Below are 19037 nucleotides of genomic sequence, written 5' to 3'. Positions count from 1 at the left end.
TCATGTTGCATCCCGCGCCGTGTCTGGGCTGGGCGGGGGTTGGAGTTGACTCGCAGGTCCGTTTTTGGGGGCGCTTTGCGCCCCATCGCCGGCAAGCCAGCTCCCACAGGTACTGCACAGTGCTTGAGGTCTATGCGGTCGAGGTGGGAGCTGGCTTGCCGGCGATAGGGCCAGTGCAGGCAACTGCTCAATGGAACATGAACAGCTTCTCGTTGGCGAACTGCGCCTCGAACTGGTTCGCCGGCATCGGCCGCCCGAACAGGTAGCCCTGCACCTCGTCGCAACCATGCTCGCGCAGGAACTCCAGCTGCTCGTGGGTCTCCACCCCTTCGGCAATTACCGCCAGGTTGAGGCTGTGGGCCATGGCGATGATCGCCCGGGCAATCTGCGCATCCTGCTCGCCCTCAGGCAGGCCGTCGACGAAGGTGCGGTCGATCTTCAACACATCGATCGGGAACTGCTTGAGGTAGTTCAGCGACGAGTAGCCGGTGCCGAAGTCGTCCACCGCGATGCTCAGGCCGAGGTTTTTCAGGCTGGCGAGAATCTGCATGGCTTCGTTCACTTCGCGCATCAGGATGCTTTCGGTCAGCTCCAGCTCCAGGCACGCCGGTGGCAGGCCGGTTTCTTCCAGAATGGTGGCAATGCGCGTGCCCAGCTGGCCGTCGGAGAACTGCCGCGCCGAGATGTTCACCGACACCTTGGGCACGCGCACCTTGGCCTTGTGCCAGGCCTTGAGCTGGCGGCTGGCCTCGCGCAGCACCCAGTCGCCCACGTCCACCACCAGGCCCAGTTCTTCGATCACCGGGATGAAATCGCCCGGCGGCACCAGGCCGCGGGTCGGGTGGCGCCAGCGCAGCAGGGCTTCGGCGCCGGTCAGGCGCTTGCCGTCGCCGCTGAACTGCGGCTGGTAGTAGAGGATGAACTCGTTCTGCTCCATGGCATGGCGCAGGTCGCTCTCCAGCTCCAGGCGTTCCAGGGCGCTGGCGTTCATCTCCGCCTGGTAGAACTGGAAGTTGTTCTTGCCGCGCTCCTTGGCGTGGTACATGGCGGTGTCGGCGTTTTTCATCAGCTGGCTCAGCTCGCTGCCGTCCTGCGGGCTGAGGGCGATGCCGATACTGGCGGTAACGAAGAACTCGCGGTTCTCCAGCACGAACGGCCGCACCAGGCTGCCGAGGATGTTCTCGGCCACGTGGATGGCGCGGTTGAGTGCCATCTCGCGGGTAGCGCGCGGTTGCAGCAGCAGGGTGAACTCGTCGCCGCCCATGCGCGCCACGGTGTCGTCGTTGTCCACGCAGGCCAGCAGGCGCTGAGCCATGTCCTTGAGCATGCGGTCGCCGGCAGCGTGGCCGAGGGAGTCGTTGATCGGCTTGAAGCGGTCCAGGTCGAGGAACATCAGCACCACCCAGGCCTTTTGCCGCTCGGCCTGCTGCAGGGCGTTGTACAGGCGGTCCTGGAACAACGTGCGGTTGGGCAGGTGGGTGAGGGCGTCGTAGTAGGCCAGGCGGTGGATGCGCTGTTCGCTGGCCTTGCGCTCGCTGATGTCGGTGAAGAAGCACACGTAGCTGGCCAGGTCGCCTTCGTCGTCCAGCACCGCGGTAATGCCGACCCAGGCCGGGTAGTGGTCGCCGTCGCGGCGCTTGAGCCACACCTCGCCCTCCCAGCTGCCGCGCTGGTACAGCTGCTTGACCACGTAGCGCAGGTGGCCTTCCTGCTGTTCGTCGACGGCAAGCATGCCCGGCAACTGGTCGAGCACCTCGCTGACGGCGTAGCCACTGACGCGGCTGAACGCTTCGTTGGCCTGGACGATATAGCCGGCCGGGTCGGTGATGAGGATGGCCGAGGTGGAGTGCTCGAATACCGTCGCGGCCATGCGCAGGTCTTTTTCGGCACGGCGTTGCTGGCTGATGTCGCGGCCCACCCCGAGCACGCCTTCGAAGCGTTCTTCATCATCCCACACCAGCACCAGGCGCAGTTCGATGGGGATCTTGCGGCCATCGGCGCGCAGGCAGTCGAACAGGAACAGTTGGGTGGGCAGCTGGCTGCGTAGCTGGGCCAGCTGGGCCGGGTCGCCCATGGCCTTGCTGACGCGCTCCATCAAGCTGTAGATACCGGTGAGCTGGGACGGGTTGGCGACGATCGACTGCCAGCCGTTGGCGAAGATCCAGTCGGCCTGGTAGCCCAGCACGCCCTGCACCGAGGGGCTTACGTAGTTGAGCTGGAGCAGCCTGTCGGTGGAGAAGATCACGTCGCTGATGCTTTCGGCGAGCATGCGGTAGCGCTGTTCGCTGTCGCGCAGCGACTGGCTGGCCTCGATTTGCACCGTCACGTCCTTGCCCACGCCGATGATGCGCGTCACCAGGCCATCGGCGTCGCGGGTCAGCACTTGTTCGCGGATGTCGTAGCAGCGCCAGCCGCCATCACGGTGGCGGAAGCGCAGCTGGCAGTGCAGCGGCTGGTCATGGCCGCTGTCACGCTGTTGCTGGCGCAGCGCCTGGTAGTGCGCGGCGTCCTCGGGGTGCAGCAGCAGCTCCCAGAAGCGGTCGCCCATCTGCGCCAGCTCGGTACGGTCGTAGCCCAGCGTCTGGCCGAGGTGGCGGTTGCTGAAAATCATCCGCTGGCTGAGCACGTCCTGTACGTACAGCTGGTCGGGCACGGTACGCACCACGTCCGACCAGAAGCTTTCGCGCTCCAGCAGCGACAGCTCCACCTGCTTGCGGCTGGTGATGTCGCTGATGCTGAGGATGACTGCCTGGTAATCGCGGCGCTGCTGCGGCAGGCGGGCCATCAGCCACAGGTGCAGCTCGCCTCCCAGCGGCGCCGGCAGGCGCACTTCCAGCTCCAGCAGCTGGCGCTGCTCGATCAGCGCGTCGATCAGCTGCATGCCGATGCTGTCGCGGCCATCGCCCGTGCCGTCGATCAGGCGCTGCCAGGCACCTTCGTGGCTGTCGATGTTCAACAACTGGCGGGCCACCTGGTTGATCTCGGTGATCTTCAGCTCCAGCAGCAGCGAGCGGCGCAGGTTGGGGTCCAAGGCTAGGCTGTGCTTGAGCGCGGCGCGGTTTCGCAGGTGGTAGCGGTCGAGTTGGCCGGGCAGGCTGGACAGGTCGAGCACACACAAGGCCACGCCGGTGCCTTCGAAGATTTCCTGGTAGCGCCGGCGGTCTTCCTGCAGCGCCCGTTGGCGGCGGCGCATGTTGATCAGGGCCAGCACCGGCAGCAGGGCGCAGAACAGCACCAGCAGGCATTTGCCGAGCAGCGCCGGCAGCAGCTTCTGCTGGGCCAGCTTGGCGTCGAACAGGCCGCGCAACTGCCAGGTACTGTTATCGATGAAGGCCAGCATCACGCTTTGCAGCGGCTCGTTGCTGGTGTCGGCTGGCGCATGGCTTTGCAGTACCTCGCCGTTGCGGCTGTTTTCCAGCAGCCACAGCGGGTGGCCGGCACCATCCAGATGGAGGGTTAGGGTGCGGTAATAGTCCGGCGAAAGGCGCAGCAGCCAGTAGCCGCGGCCCTGTTCGGTGGCCTGGCGTAGCAGCAGATAGAGGGTGCGGTTGTCGGCCGAATTGGTGAAGAAGTACGGGCTGCCCTGGTTCAGCCTGAGCAGTTCGTCAAGCAAATGGCGGTCGGGGCTGCCGGCAAGGCTGTCGGCCTGCACCTGCCCGGTAGCGTCCAGCCAGGCCATGCTCTGCAGGGCCGGCAGGCGCTCGCGCAGGGTACCCAGCAGGCTGGGCAGGGCCGAGGGCGTCGGCGCCTTGACGTAAGGCTGCACCACATTCACGGCCTGCTGGGCCTTGAACGCCATGTTCAGGCTCAGGTGGTCGGCCAGTTCGGCGGTGGCGTCCAGGCTCTGTTTGCGCAGGTCGGCCTGGGTATGGTTGAACTGGGCGAACAGCTGCCACAGCAGCAGGCCCAGCAGGATCAGGGCCAGCAGCGCCAGCGCACCCTTGATCGACCCGCGCAGCGAGGCGACGGGCGCCTGTGGCGCGGAACGCAATGACGACGGATGAGTAAGATTGGTCAAGCGTTGATCCTGCGATTGGGCTGGCGATGGCAGGGATGGATCATGCACGGTGTGTGCCGGTGTCTGGTTGCCAGACCGCGGTGGCGCACTATAAGGCCGGACACCCGAAACGAGCTAGCATGCCTAGGATTATGGCAAAGTGCCAGCCAATGTGACCGGTGGTGCCTGCCCGGTGGTTCGGCAAGCCCCTGCAACCTGTGCGAGAATAGCGCCCGCTTCAAATGACAACGCATCGGAGATGTTCGGTTTTGGTTACTCACTTTTCCTCCAATGGCCTCGATTCCGCCTGCGGGCGCAGCAGTCAGACCCTTGTCAGCACTGCCGTGACCGAGGACGTATCCTGCAAGTCTTGCCAGCGTTCGCTGAGCAAACCCGAGGCGGCAGCTGTCGCCAAGAGCAAGAGCCCATCGCTGGCTGAACTGCGCAAGACCGCCAAAGCGGCAGCTGAGCCGGTGGTGGCTGTGGCTGCGGCCAGCAAGCCCGCCGCCAAGGTCGTCGGTACTGCGCCTGCGGCGGCCAAACCGGCCCAGGTGGCCGAACAGCAGCCTGCCCGTAACGGTGGCTTCAGCGTGAAATCGGCCTGGGCCGCGCGCCTGGCCGAGCAGGGCGAGCGCTGCCGGTTGCCGCGCGGCAAGGCCAGGCAGCGTCACGTCTGAGCCATCTCAAGACCTGTGCGGTCCCTGTGTGGGGCTTCAGCCGCGAAGAGGCCGGCACAGGTCATGAGTTTTCCAATCATTCAATCGATCCTGCCTCCACCTTCAACCCTTGCTTACCCTACCGTGCGTCGATGGCTTATTGATGCCATGGGAATGCCCGAATAAACTTGTCGGCTTTTCGCTCTACCGCTCTATTTCGAAGGATCGAACATGTTTTTCCCCTCTCTGGGTCAGCGCGGCATGGGCTGGCTTGCATGCGCGTTTCTTGCCACTTTGGCAAATGTTGCCTCCGCTGCGCCGATGGGGACACCCGGCGACCAGGAGCTGATTCGTGACCGTCAGAACCGCCTGCTTGAAGAGCAGCAGCGGCGTCTGGAACAGTTGCAGGAGCTACCTGGCCGGGGCGCCGAGCCGGTCGCGCCGGTCAAACCCGGTGACACTCGCTGTTTTCCGATCAGCGATATCGTGCTGGAGGGTGCTGATGCGCTCTCCACGTCGGAACGCGAGCGCCTGCTCAAACCCTATCTTGGCCAGTGCCTGGGCGTCACGCAGCTGAACGCGCTGCTCAAGAGCGTTACCGATCTTTATATTCAGAAAGGCCTGGTCACCAGCCGTGCCTACCTGCCCCAGCAGGACCTGTCCAACGGCCGCCTGAAGGTCATCGTGGTGGAGGGCCGTCTCGAAGGCCTGAAGCCGGCAGAAGGCAGCAAGCTTTCCCCTCGTGAGCTGGCCATGAGCTTTCCGGGCGGCACCGGCGAGCTGCTGAACCTGCGCCAGATCGAACAGATGGTCGATCAGCTCAACCGCCTGCCATCGAACCAGGCACAAATGGAACTGACCCCGGGCAAGGCGGTGGGCGGCAGCGAAGTGGTGGTGCGCAACGCCCCACAAAAGCCATGGCGCGTGGGCCTGTCGCGAAGCAACGATGGCCAGCGCAGCACCGGCGAGCAGCAATGGGGCAGCAGCCTGGAATGGGACAGCCCGCTTGGCCTGGCCGACCAACTGGTTTTGCGTGGCAGCCACGATGCCATCAGCGACCACCAGAAGACCTCGCGCAGCGCCATGCTCTACTACAACCTGCCATTCGGCTGGTGGAACCTCAGCTACAGCTACAGCCAGAGCGAGTACCGTTCGCTGGGCGAGGCTTCAGGCTTCAATTTCAAGCAGGACGGTGACAGCCAGAACCACCAGCTGCGACTGGAACGGGTGATACACCGCGATGCAATGAGCAAGACTTCGCTCAACACCGGCCTGAGCTACTTGCGCACCAACAACTTCATCGAAGACAGCAAGCTGGACACCAGCAGCAACCGCTTGAGTGAAGCGCAGTTCGGCATCAACCACGGGCGGCGGGTCGGCAATGCGTTCGTCAACGTCGACCTGGGCATGCAGAACGGCATCGGTGCCTTCGATGCCCAGGGCGAAGACCAGCGCAGCAGCACCGGCAAGCGCCTGCCCAACGCTCGGTACCGCAAGTACACCGCTACGGTCAGCTACCTGCAGCCGTTCAAGCTGTGGGGTGAGTCGCTGGTGTTCAGCAGCCTGGTCACTGGCCAGCGCAGTGAAGACCTGCTGTTCAGCTCGCAACGCATGAGCCTGGGCAGCCAGTCCTCGATCCGTGGCTACAAGGACCAGAGCCTGAACGGAGACAGTGGCTATTACTGGCGCAACGATGTGCGCTGGAGCCGGCCGGTGGCCTGGGACTGGCTGCAACCCGTGCTGGCCGAGTACGGCCTGGGGCTGGCCTACGACGTCGGCGCGATTCGCCATGATCGCTACAACAGCGGGCAAAGTGGCCGGCTGTCCAGCGATGCGGTCGAGCTGTTCGCTCGCGGCAAGCACCTGTCCGCCAGCGTGACCTTTGCCCACTCCCTCGAGCGGCCCGCCGCAATCGAAGCACGCGAGGCGCCGGTTTACTTCCGCCTGGACATCTTCCTTTAACAGCGCTTTTCCCGAGTACCGACATGGACGTTCGTCAATTCGCCTTCCTGGCCCGTCAGCCTTCGGCTGCCCTGCAAACACGCCGCACCTTCTGGGGCCTGTCCAAGCGTGGGCTGGCTTTCATGCTGGCCAACATGATGTTCTGGCAGCCGCTGGTGGCCATGGCCGACGGCATCTTGGTCAACGGCAGTGGCACCAGCCTCGGCCAGGCAGGCAACGGCGTGCCCATCGTCAATATCGCTGCACCCAGCGGCGCTGGGCTGTCGCACAACAAGTTCAGTGACTACAACGTCGGCCAGCAAGGCGTAATCCTCAACAACGCCACCGGCCGCACCCAGGCCACCCAGCTGGGCGGCATCGTTCTCGGCAACAGCAACCTGGGCGGCCGTGCGGCCAGCACCATCCTCAACGAGGTCAATGGTGGCAACCCGAGCCAGCTCAAGGGTTACACCGAGGTGGCCGGGCAGTCGGCGCATGTCATTGTCGCCAACCCCTATGGCGTAACCTGCAACGGCTGCGGTTTCATCAATACGCCCAGGGCCACGCTGACGACCGGCAAGCCGGTAGTCGAAAATGGGCAACTGCAGCGCTATCAGGTGGAGCAAGGCAGTGTCGCCATCGAAGGCGCCGGGCTCAATGCCAGCAACATCGACCAGTTCGAGATCATCACCCGCAGCGCCAGAATCAACGCCCAGATCCAGGCCCGCCAGCTGGCGGTGGTCGCCGGCAGCAACGACGTCGATGCGCAGAGCCTGGCCGCCACCGCACGTGCCGCCGACTCGGCCCAGGCGCCGCAGTTGGCCATCGATTCCTCGGCACTGGGCGGCATGTACGCCAACACCATCAAGCTGGTAGGTACCGAAGCCGGCGTGGGGGTGAAGCTCGACGGCAAGCTGATTGCCAGCGGCGGCGATATCCAACTCGATGCCAACGGCCAGCTGCGCATGGCCGAGGCCACCGCAGCCAAGGGCTCGGTGGCGATCACGGCCAGCCAGCTCGATGCCCAGGGCGGGGTATATGCCGGCAACGAACTGAAAGTGCGCACCCAGGGCGACCTGAACAATCGCCAGTCGCTCGCTGCCGGGCAACGCATCAGCCTGGACAGCGCAGGGCGGCTGAGCAACCAAGGCATCATCGAAGCGGGCGTCAACGCCGACAACAGCCGCAACACCACCGGCGACGCACGCCTGAACGCCAGGCACATCGATAACCATGGCAACACCGTGGTGGCCAGCCGCGATCTGAGCGTCACGGCGCAGCAAAGCCTGAACAACCAGGGCGGTACGCTCGGCGCCCGGTCTCGCCTCAGCGCAAGCGCCGATACCCTCGACAATCGCAACGCCGGCAGGCTGCTCAGCAGCGGCCAGGCGGACCTCACAGCCTCACGCCTGAACAACGCCCAAGGCGGGCTGATCGACGGCGCCAGCGTGAACGCCAAGGTTGGCCAGCTGGACAACGCCGCCGGTAGCGTGCGCGCGGGCCAGCACCTGGCTCTGACAGCCAGCGGCGCGGTGGATAACCGTGGTGGCCAGCTGACCAGTCTGCAGACCCTGAACCTCAACGTTGGCCAGGTAAACAATAGCGACAGCGGGCGCATTGCCAGTAACCAGGCACTAAGCGCCAGTGTCACGGGCCTCGACCAGCACAACGGCGGCAGCCTGACCAGCGTCAGCGAGCTGAGCCTGAACCTGAACAAAGGCCACCTGAACAATCAGGGCGGCCTGATCAATGCGCCACGCCTGACCCTGAACAACCTCGACACGGTGGATAACCACAAGGGCGAAATCTCCAGCGCCCAGGCGTTTGCGCTGGTGGCGCGCAGTCTCGACAACAGCCTTGGCAAGCTGCTCGGCAACCAGAACCTGAGCCTGCATCTGGACCAGGCACTGAACAACGACGGCGGGCTGGTTTCCGCTAACGGCATCAATGTGCGTGCCGCCAGCCTGGATAACCATGCGGGCACCCTGACCAGCCGTGCCGACCTGGCGCTGCAAGTGACCGGTAACAGCAACAACCAGTCAGGCGAGATTTCCAGCGTCGGTACCACCACCCTCAAAGGTGGCAGCCTCGACAACCGCGGTGGCCAGGTCACCGGCGATGCGGCCTTGCAGGTAGCGCTGGGCGACGCCCTGGACAATCGCCGAGGCCTGCTCGGATCGGCCGGGGGCGTCCACCTGCAGGCCGCCAGCCTGGACAACCGCGAGGCCGGCAACCTGGTCAGCGACGCGGGCCTGAGCGCCGAGGTCACCCACTTGCTGGACAACCAGCAAGGCGAGATCAGCGCCAAAGGCGACATCGACCTGCGCGCGGCCAAACTCGACAACCGTGCCGGCAAACTGCGCGCCGGCCAGCAGGCGAGCCTGAATGTCGAGCAACTGGACAACCGCCAGCAAGGGCTGCTGAACAGCCTGGCCGCACTCAGCTACAAGGGTTTGCAGCTGGACAACCGTGGTGGCCTGCTGACGGCCGCGGGGCCGGTGCGCCTGCAAGCCGGCAGCCTGGACAATAGCGGCGGTCGTATTTCCAGTCAGCGCACACTGGTGGCCCAGTTCGGGCAAATGATCAACCAAGGTGGCGAGCTGGTTGCCCAGGGCGACCTGTTGCTGGCCGGCAGCCACCTGGACAACCGCGCCAAAGGCTTGATCGGTGGCACCAGCGCGTTACGGCTGAATGTTGCCGAAATCGACAACCGTGGCGGAGAAATCTCCACCACCAAGGCGTTGGCCATGCGAGGCACCCGCCTGGACAACAGCGACAGCGGCAAGGTCCTGGCCGGCAGCGCCCTGCAACTGCAGATGACCGAGGTGCTCAACCGCAACCTGGGCCTGCTGTCGGCCACCGGGCCGCTGACCCTAAGCGGCCAGCAGCTGGACAACGGCCAAGGGCGTCTGGTCAGTGGTGGCGACCTGGACGTTGGCCTGGTTGGCGGGTTAACCAACCAGCAGGGACTGATCAGTGCCGAAGGGCGCCTGGGCGTTACCGTCGGCAAGCTGGACAACAGCAGCGGCAAGCTCTCCAGCGCTGCCGGCCTTTCGCTGACCAGCGCCGGCACGCTGCTCAACCGCAACGGCTCGATCACTACCGACGCCGGTCTGGCGCTGACCAGCCAAAGCCTCGACAACGGCCAGGCCGGCTTGCTCAGCAGCAAGGGCGCGGCCAAGGTCGTCACCGGTACTTTCGACAACGGCGAGGGCGCGCAGCTGGTCAGCGGCGACCGCCTCGACCTCCAGGCCGGCCAGCTCAATAACGGCCAGGGCAGCCGCATCGCCAGTGAAAAGGCGCTGATCGCCAGCGTCACCGGCCTCGCTCAGGACGGTGGCCAACTGTTCAGCAAAACTGCGCTGACCCTCGACCTTAACCACGGCCAGCTGAGCAACCGGCAGGGGCTGATCAACGCGCCACTGCTGGTGCTGAACAACCTTGCCAAGGTGGATAACCAGCAAGGCGAAATCTCCAGTGCCCAAGCTTTCACCCTGGCAGCACGCAGCCTGGACAACAGCAACGGCCGGCTGATCGGCCAGCAAGGCCTGACCCTGCGCATCGACCAGGCACTGAGCAATCTCAAGGGCCTGGTAGCGGCCAATGGCCTGAACCTGCGCAGCGCCAGCCTGGACAACAGCCTGGGCCTGATCAGCAGCCGCGCCGGCCTGGGCCTGGCCGTCGACGGCGAGCTGCGTAATCAGGGCGGTACGCTGATCGCAGATGATCGCCTGCACATGCAGGCCGGCAGCCTGCTGAACCAGCAGGGGCAGGTTTCCGCTGCGGGCGAGTTGCAAGCGCGAATTGGTACCCTCGATAACCAGGCCGGTGTGCTGGTTGCCTCTGGGTACCTGAAACTGTCCGGTGACCAGCTCGACAACCGCCAGGGTGGCCTGATCGGTTCGAGCCAGGGCCTGGACTTGCAGGTGGCGGCGGTAGACAACCGCGCCGGGGAGCTGTCGAGCAAGGCGGACGTCATCCTCGGCGGTACCCGCCTGGACAACAGTGACGGCGGCAAGGTGCTGGCCGACGGCAAGCTGCAAGTCGCCGTCGCCGAGGTGATCAACCGTAGCAAAGGCATGCTCTCGGGCAAGGCCGGCCTGGGCTTGACCGGTAACAGCCTGGACAACGTCGGCGGCCTGCTGCTCAGCCAGCACGCCATCGATGCCACGCTACAAGGCACACTCGACAACCGTCAGGGCCTGATCAGTGCCGAAGGTAGCTTGGGCCTGGCGAGCAACGCACTCGACAACCGCGGCGGCAGTGTTTCCAGCGCGGGGGCGATGACCCTCAAGCACACCGGCAACGTCCTCAACCAGGGCGGGGAATTGGTCACCGATGCAGCGCTGCAACTGAGCGCGGGCCAGGTCACCAACACCGACCAGGGAACCATCAGCGCCAAGGGACCGGCCAGCATCGACGCCGGCAGTCTCGACAACAGCCGCAAAGGCCGGATCGACAGCGGCGCCAGCCTGGGCCTGATCACCGGCCAGCTGAGCAACCGCGATGGCGGCCGAATTGCCAGCGATGGCGCCCTGTTGGTCAACGCCAGCGGCCTTGACCAGCAAGGTGGACAGCTGTTCAGCAACAGCGCATTGACCCTGGAGCTCAACCATGGCCAGCTGGATAACCGCCACGGGCTGATCAACGCCCCGATGTTGGTGCTGAAGAACCTCGATGGGGTAAACAACCAGGGCGGCGAGATCTCCTCGGCCCAGGCCTTCACCCTGGCTGCTCGCAGCCTGGACAACAGCAGCGGCAAGGTGCTGAGCAATCAGGCGCTGACCCTGCGTATCGACCAGGCCTTGCACAACATCAAAGGCCTGGTCGCTGCCGAAACCCTGCATACCCGTGCTGCAAGCCTGGACAATACCGGTGGCACGCTGACCAGCCGTGGTGGCCTCGACCTGCAGTTGGCCGACAGCCTGAACAACAGCCAGCAAGGCCTGATCAACGCCGCTGGCCTGCTGGACATTGCAGCCCGCGCCGTCGACAACCAAGCAGGCTCGCTGTTGGGCAACGCCATCCGCATCGACTTCGGCAGTGCCACCGGCGACCTGAACAACGATGGTGGCCTGATCACCACCGATGGCCCGCTGGCCCTCGACCGCCTGCGCGACCTGAGCAACCGCGGCGGTGAAATTTCCTCGCGGCAGGACCTTGCCCTGGCCGGCCGTGCCCTGGACAACAGCGCTGGCAAGCTGATCAGCAGTGGCCAGCTGAATGTCACCGCCCAGCGCCTGCTGAACCAGGGCGGACTGGTCTCGGGCTGGCGGGGCCTGGGCGTGAATCTGGGCAGCCTCGACAACCGCAACCAGGGCACCCTGTCCAGCCGCGATGGCGCGTTGGACGCCGCAGTCAGCGGCGACCTGCAGAACAGCGCTGGTGGCGCGCTGGTCAGCCAGCAAACCCTGAACGTGGCAGCGGCGAACCTCGATAACAGTGGTGCCGGCATCCTGTCCAGTGGCGGCGCGCAGCGCCTGACCATCAGCGGGCTGCTGAACAACGGCCAGGGTGGCCTGATCGACAGCGGCGCGGCGCTGGCCCTCAACGCCATGGCCCTGGGCAACGGCGCCGGCAGCATCAGCGCCCGTCAGGCACTCGATGTGAATGCCGGTAGCCTGGACAACAGCGCCGGCAGCCTGATTGGCAATGCGGCCGTCACCCTCAAGCTGCTCGGCGCCCTTGCCAACAACAACGGCAAGCTTGCCAGCGCCGGCCCCCTGCGCATCGACAATGCCACGCAAATCGACAACCAGGGTGGCCAGATCGCCAGTCAGGGCCTGCTGAGCCTGTTCGCCAGCAGCCTGGACAACCGCAATCGCGGTACCGTGGCGGCCAGCCAGCAACTGACCCTGGCCGTTGACGGCCAGCTGCTCAACAGCGCCGACGGCCTGATCTACAGCCAGAACGGCGGCGCCGATGTGCGTGCCGCCAGCTTTGGCAACACCAAGGGCACTTTGCAGAGCCAGGGCGCCTTGCAACTGGTGACCGGTGATGTCGACAACCAGAGTGGCCGTATCCTGGCCGACGCTGGCAACCTCGACGTCACGGCCGGCAACCTGGACAACCGTGGCGGCGTGCTTTCCAGCCTGCAAGGCAAGTTGGTCGCCGACCTGCGCGGTGTGCTGAACAACGGTTATGACCTGAACAACAACCGCCAGGGTGGCGTCACCCAGGCCCATGCCCTGGACCTCAAGGTACTGGGTGGCATCGACAACTATGGCGGGCGAATTGCTGCACAAGCTGGCGATGCCTTGGTCAGCACCGCCGATTTCGACAACCGCAATGGCGGCCTTTATGCCCAAGGGCTGGTCAAGGTCACAGGTGGCAACTTCGACAACAGCGGCGACAACGATGGCCAGATCGCCGGCCAACGCATCGTCCTGGGCCTCAGCGGTGCGCTGAACAACCGCCTGGGCATCATTGAAAGCGACAGTACCCTGGCCATCAAGGCGGCCAGCCTCGACAACCAGACCGGCCAGTTGCGTGCCTTGGGCACAAGCGGCGCCACCCGCCTGCAGATCGGCGGCCCGTTCGACAACCGCAACGGCACGCTGGAAACCGCCAACAGCGACCTCAGCCTCGGCGTCGGCAGTTTCCTCAACGCTGGCGGCAGCCTGCTGCACGTGGGCAGCGGCAACTTCGACATCAGCACTGCCAATGTCACAGGCGCCGGCGGCAGTATCGTCACCCGGGGCGGCCTCACCCTCAACGCTGGCAGCTGGAGCAACAGCAACGTTATCCAGGCCGGGCGCCTGACGCTCAATGTCGGCACCTTCAGCCAGACCGCCAACGGCCAGTTGCTGGCCAGCGAAGCGCTGGTCGGCAGCGGCAGCGACTGGAGCAACGACGGCCTGATCGCCAGTGACGGCAGCCTCAGCCTTGATCTGGCTGGCACCTACGCCGGCAACGGCCGCCTGAGCAGCCGTGGCGACCTTGGCCTGAGCGCCGCACAGGTCAACCTGAGCAACACCGGCAGCATCGCCAGCGGTGGCACCACCAGCCTCTCGGTAGTCGGGCAGTTGAACAATGCCGGCCGCCTGACGTCTGCTACCGGCTTCACCCTCGTGGCAGGCGGCGTCAACAACCAGGGCACGCTGGGTGCCGGCGAAGCGCTGAGCGTGACCACCGGCGCCCTGGTCAACAGCGACCAGGGCCTGATTTTCAGCGGCAGGGATATGGGCCTGCGGGTCGCCAGCCTGACCAACAGCTATGCCGACGTCTACAGCCTGGGCGCCCTGACCATCGACCGGGATGGCCAGGGCGGCTTGGCCAACAGCATCGTGAACCGTTCCGGCTCGCTGCAGAGCGACCTGTCGATGAGCCTGGCAGCGAGCACCATTCAGAATGTGCGGGCGGTGCTGCAGACCGACAACAAGGGCCTCTACACCGCCCGCGTTGGCGAGGTGGCCTGCATCGAGGGCTACAACGCCGGCGACTGCGGCGGCAAGCGCAACCACGTCTGGGAGATCGTCCAGCGTGACAAGTTCGAGGTGACCGACGCCAGTGCCGCCTCCAGCATCACCACCGGCGGCAACCTGACCATCCGGGGCGGCGACCTGCTCAACAGCAGCAGCACCATCGCCGCTGCCGGTAACCTGGTGGCCAGCGTCGACAACCTGACCAACAGCGGTGTGGAAACCGGCGAGACCGAAACCACCCGCATCTTCCGTTCCGAACGTACCCGCAACGCCGGGGCCTGGTACCAGCTGGCCAGCTCGATCACCAGCAAGTACTGGTACGAGAGCGCTGGTTACGACCCTGCCAACCTGGGTGGCTTGCAAGCTGACCTGGCCAGGTTCATCGGCATGACCGAAGCGGAGCTGGTGAGCCTTGGCAGCACCCGCAAACTAGCGGCTGGCGACCAGAGCTATGCCGCCATCATGCAGGCCAATGGCGCGGTGAACATCACCGCCGGCAACGGCATCGACAACAGCGTCGTGCGCCCGGGTTACGCCTACATCGGTAGCGGCGCGCGTACCGATACCACCGCACCCGGTACGGCGTTCTCCACCCGCATCACACTCAACCAGCAGCTGCCGCCGGACCTCGCCCAACAACAGGTCAACCCGCTGGCGCTGCCCGGCTTCAGCCTGCCCACTGGGCAGAACGGCTTGTTCCGCCTGAGCAGCGAGGCCGGCAGCACGACCGCCAGCGGCCCGCAAAGCTGGAGCATGGGCGGCGCCAGCCTGAGCGTCGCGCAGCGCCAGCAACCCTTGCCGCTGGCCCAGGGGCGCACGGTCAGCATCCGCGGTGCCGACCAAGCGGCAGGCAGCAGCACCACGCTGAATACGGCCGATCGCACCCAGGCGAACGTCGCCGGTAGTGCCAGCGCCGTCGACACCAGCCTGCCCGGCAACACCGGTAGCCCCGCGCTGCCCGGCCGTTCGGCGGTGGACGACCGCATCAGCCAGGCCTCCACGCTCAACGGCCAAGGCCCGCTCACCATCGAGCGCGTGCAAGGCCTGCCCGACAGCAGCGTGCGCAGTAACCCGCACAAGTATCTGATCGAAACCAACCCGGTGCTCACCGACCTCAAGCAGTTCATGAGCTCCGACTACCTGCTGGCGAACCTTGGCTACGACCCGGATGAAAGTGCCAAGCGCCTGGGCGATGGCTTCTACGAGCAGAAGCTGATCCAGCAGGCCGTGGTCGCCCGCACCGGGCAACGCTTTATCGATGGCCAGAACAGTGACGAACAGCTGTTCAAGTACCTGATGGACAATGCCATCCAGAGCAAGCAACAGCTCAACCTGGCAGTGGGCGTGAGCCTCACCTCCGAACAGGTGGCGGCGCTGACCCATGACATCGTCTGGCTGGAAACCGCCGAGGTGAATGGCGAGCAGGTGCTGGTGCCAGTGCTCTATCTGGCGCACGGCAACAACCGTCTGGCCCCCAACGGCGCTCTGATCGCCGGCAACGACGTCAACCTGATCGCCGGCCAGAACCTCGACAACGTCGGGACCCTGCGCGCCAGCAACAACCTGTCGGCCAAGGCCGGCAACAACATGGTGAACAGCGGCCTGGTCGAGGCTGGCAACCGCCTCGACCTGCTGGCTGGCAACGATCTGGTGAACAAGGCCGGCGGCATCATCGCCGGGCGCGACGTCAGTCTCGCCGCCGTGCGTGACGTGATCAACGAACGCACTTTGACTTCGCACCAGAGCAGCAACGGCAGCTACGCCCAGCAGCGCGACTTCGTCGATAACGCCGCCCGGGTGGAAGCCGCGAACAACCTGGCGATCAACGCCGGGCGTGACCTGAGCAACAACGGCGGCGTGCTCAGCAGCGCTGCCGACACCAGCCTGAAGGCCGGCCGCGATGTGAAGCTGACCTCGGTCGAGCAGGTGGTGGTCAACGACCGCGGCGTGCGCCACACCGACAGCAGCGTGACCCAGAACGGCTCGAGCGTGCAGGCCGGGCGTGACCTGAGCGTCAGCGCCGGGCGCGATATCAGCGCGGTGGCCAGTGTGATCGAGGCCAAGCGGGATGTGGCCATGGCGGCGACGGGCGATCTGCAGCTGGCAGCGGCCGCCAACGAGCAGCACTCGGCGAGCAAGACCCGGAAAGTCACCAGCCAGGAGGACCATGTCCAGCAGGTGGGCAGCACCGTGGTGGCTGGCGGCAATGTGGCATTGAAGGCTGGCGACGACCTGGCACTGAGCGCCAGCCGCGTGACGGCGGGTGATGAGGCCTACCTTTACGCCGGTGGCGATGTACAACTGGTCGCTGAGGAGAACAGCGACTACAGCTACTACCGCAAGACCAAGACCAGCCACTCCGGGCTATCCAGCAGCCAGAAGACCCGGATCGACAGTTCGAAGGCCATCACTCAGCAGGGCTCGTCGGTCAGTGGTGACACGGTGGTCGTTCGCGCCGGGCAGGATATCGGCGTGTCGGGCAGCAGCATCGTGTCCACCAACGACACCAGCCTGCTGGCGGGCCGTAACGTGCAGATCGATAGCGCGACCGAAACGTTCGAGCAAAGCCACTCGAGCTCGAAGAAGAAATCGGGCCTGCTCAGCAGTGGAGGCATCGGCTTCACGTTGGGCTCGACCAGCCTGGAAAAAACCTCGACCAGCACCAGTGAGAACGCCAGGGCCAGCACCATTGGCAGCGTGCTGGGCAATGTCACCATCGAGGCGGGCAAGGACCTGGGTATCAAGGGGTCGGAGGTTGTCGCCGGCAAGGACATCACCCTGGTTGGGCAGAACGTCGAGATCGTTGCGGCCGAAAACCACAACACCAGCGAGCAGACGTCCAAGAGCAAGAGCAGCGGCTTGACCCTGGCGCTGTCCGGTACGGTTGGCAGTGCCATCGACACCGCTTACCAGACTACCAAGCAAGCGACCCGGGAAGAGGACAGCCGGCTTTCTGCACTCCAAGGTATCAAGGCCGGGCTGACCGGTGTTCAGGCCTGGCAGGCTGCCCAGCAGAGCGGTGGCATGACGGCGGATAATGCTGGCCAGTTCGTAGGTATCGCCTTATCGCTGGGCGGGCAGAAGTCGAGCTCGCGGCAGACCCAGGAACAGACCGTCAGCCAGGGCAGCAGCCTGACCAGTGGCAACGACCTGAGCATTGTGGCCACCGGCAACGGGGCCGGCAGCGGCGGGGATATCCGGGTACAAGGCAGTCAACTCAAGGCCGGCAATGACCTGCTGTTGTCCGCCGAACGCGACATCCAGCTTGAGGCTGCTGCCAATACGCAAAAGCTCGATGGCAAGAACAGCAGCAGTGGCGGCGCCATCGGCGCCAGCATTGGTGTAGGTTCCGAAGGTGCCGGTCTCAGCATCTTCGCCAATGCCAACAAGGGTGCCGGCAACGAGAAAGGCAACGGCACGACCTGGACCGAAACCACACTGGACGCCGGCAATGAGGCGACCCTGCTCAGCGGGCGGGACACGGCGCTCAAAGGGGCCCAGGTCAACGCCGCGAAAATCACCGCCGACGTAGGGCGCGACCTGACGCTGCAAAGCCTGCAGGACACCGACAACTACAAGTCCAAACAGGCCAATGTCAGCGGTGGGTTGAGCGTCACCATCATCGGCGCGGGCGGGGCAAGCGGCAGTCTCAGCGTCAGCAAGACCAAGCTCGACTCCAACTACCAGAGCGTGCAGGAGCAGACCGGTCTGTTCGCCGGCAAGGGCGGTTATCAGGTCGATGTGGGCAAGCACACCCAGCTTGACGGCAGCGTCATTGCCAGTACTGCCGACGCCGACAAGAACCGCCTGAGCACCGGCACCCTGGGCTGGAGCGATATCGCCAACAAGGCCGAGTTCAAGAGCCAGTTGGCCAGCGCCAGCATCAGCGGTGGCAACGGTGGTGCTGACACCTTCACCAGCAACATGCCAAGCGGCACGTTGATCGCCTATAACCACAGCGGCAGCGCCAGCGGCACCACATCTTCGGCCATTTCCGAAGGCGCGCTGGAAATCCGAGACCCGGGCCGGCAGCAGCAGGATGTGACCAGCCTCAGTCACGACGTCGAGCATGCCAACGACAGCATCAGCCCGATCTTCGACAAGGAGAAGGAACAGCGGCGCCTGCAGCAGGTGCAGCTTATTGGCGAAATCGGCACACAGGTATCGGACATCGTCCGCACCCAGGGGCAACTGAAGGCTGACCAGGAGGCGCGTGCGGAACTTGAAGCACACGGCATCGTGGCGCCGGGTGAAGGGGCAAGCAAGGAGGCGGTGAAGGCTTACCAGGAACAACTGGTCGCCACCGAGGCTTACCAGCGAATCATGGGTAAGTACGGCACCAGTGGTGATTACCAGCGCGTGACCCAGGCCGTGACAGCGGCACTGCAAGGGTTGGCGGGTGGTGATATCGGTTCTGCGTTGGCAGGCGCATCGGCACCGTACCTCGCGCAGGTGATCAAGAAATCTACTGGTGACAATGCTGCACTCAACGTCATGGCCCACGCAGTGTTGGGTGCCGTTGTCGCCCAAGCGCAGGGCAACTCGGCGGCAGCCGGGGCAGCGGGTGCGGCCGGCGGCGAACTGGTTGCCCGCCTGATCACTCAGCAGTTGTATGGCACCAGCGATAGCAACTCGCTCAGTGAAGAGCAGAAACAGACCGTTTCGGCGCTGTCGACGCTAGCGGCCGGGCTTTCGGGTGGTCTGGTGGAAGGTAATAGTGCTGGGGCTGTCGCAGGTGCCGGTGCGGGCCGTAACGCGGTTGAAAACAACCTGCTGGCGAACAAATACGGCGTTGAACGGCTGGATGCCGCCAGCCGTGCGTTGTATGAGAAGCTCAAGGCCGCCGGTATTGGCAGTATTGATGAGTTGCACGAGCGGTATAAAGCCTGTGGTGGAAATGGCGGCTGCGAGGTTGGTATTCGTGATGAGTACCGGCAGCAGGAGAAGCAGGCTGGGGAAAAGCTGGTTGAGCTGTACCAGAGCGGCAGGCTGAGCAAAGCGGAATATGACCTTCTGGTA

General features: G+C 64.9%; 4 protein-coding genes. 3 read left to right on the top strand and 1 reads right to left on the bottom strand.

Annotated elements, in window-relative coordinates; genetic code table 11:
• Positions 1–187: 187 nt before the first annotated feature.
• A complete protein-coding gene (locus RYH74_RS24325; protein ID WP_317410392.1) occupies positions 188–4018 on the bottom strand; it encodes an EAL domain-containing protein in 3831 nt (1276 codons plus the stop codon).
• Positions 4019–4266: 248 nt separating this feature from the next.
• Between RYH74_RS24325 and RYH74_RS24320 the strand changes: the two genes are divergently transcribed.
• The 3 genes from RYH74_RS24320 to RYH74_RS24310 all read left to right on the top strand — a co-directional run.
• Positions 4267–4674: a hypothetical protein gene (locus tag RYH74_RS24320; RefSeq protein ID WP_025337622.1), complete on the top strand. Its 408-nt coding sequence runs from the start codon at positions 4267–4269 to the stop codon at positions 4672–4674.
• A 210-nt stretch (positions 4675–4884) separates the two neighbouring features.
• Positions 4885–6615, top strand: a complete 1731-nt coding sequence (locus RYH74_RS24315; protein ID WP_410903264.1) for a ShlB/FhaC/HecB family hemolysin secretion/activation protein — start codon at positions 4885–4887, stop codon at positions 6613–6615.
• A gap of 23 nt (positions 6616–6638) precedes the next feature.
• A partial coding sequence (locus tag RYH74_RS24310; protein ID WP_317410389.1) for a hemagglutinin repeat-containing protein occupies positions 6639–19037 on the top strand: 12399 nt, incomplete at its 3' end.

It is taken from the genome of Pseudomonas sp. LSJ-87, assembly GCF_032971465.1.
In the GTDB taxonomy this organism is placed as follows: domain Bacteria; phylum Pseudomonadota; class Gammaproteobacteria; order Pseudomonadales; family Pseudomonadaceae; genus Aquipseudomonas; species Aquipseudomonas putida_Z.
The sequence above is the reverse complement of the archived record's forward strand: the minus strand, read 5'-3'. Positions and strand labels throughout refer to the sequence as shown.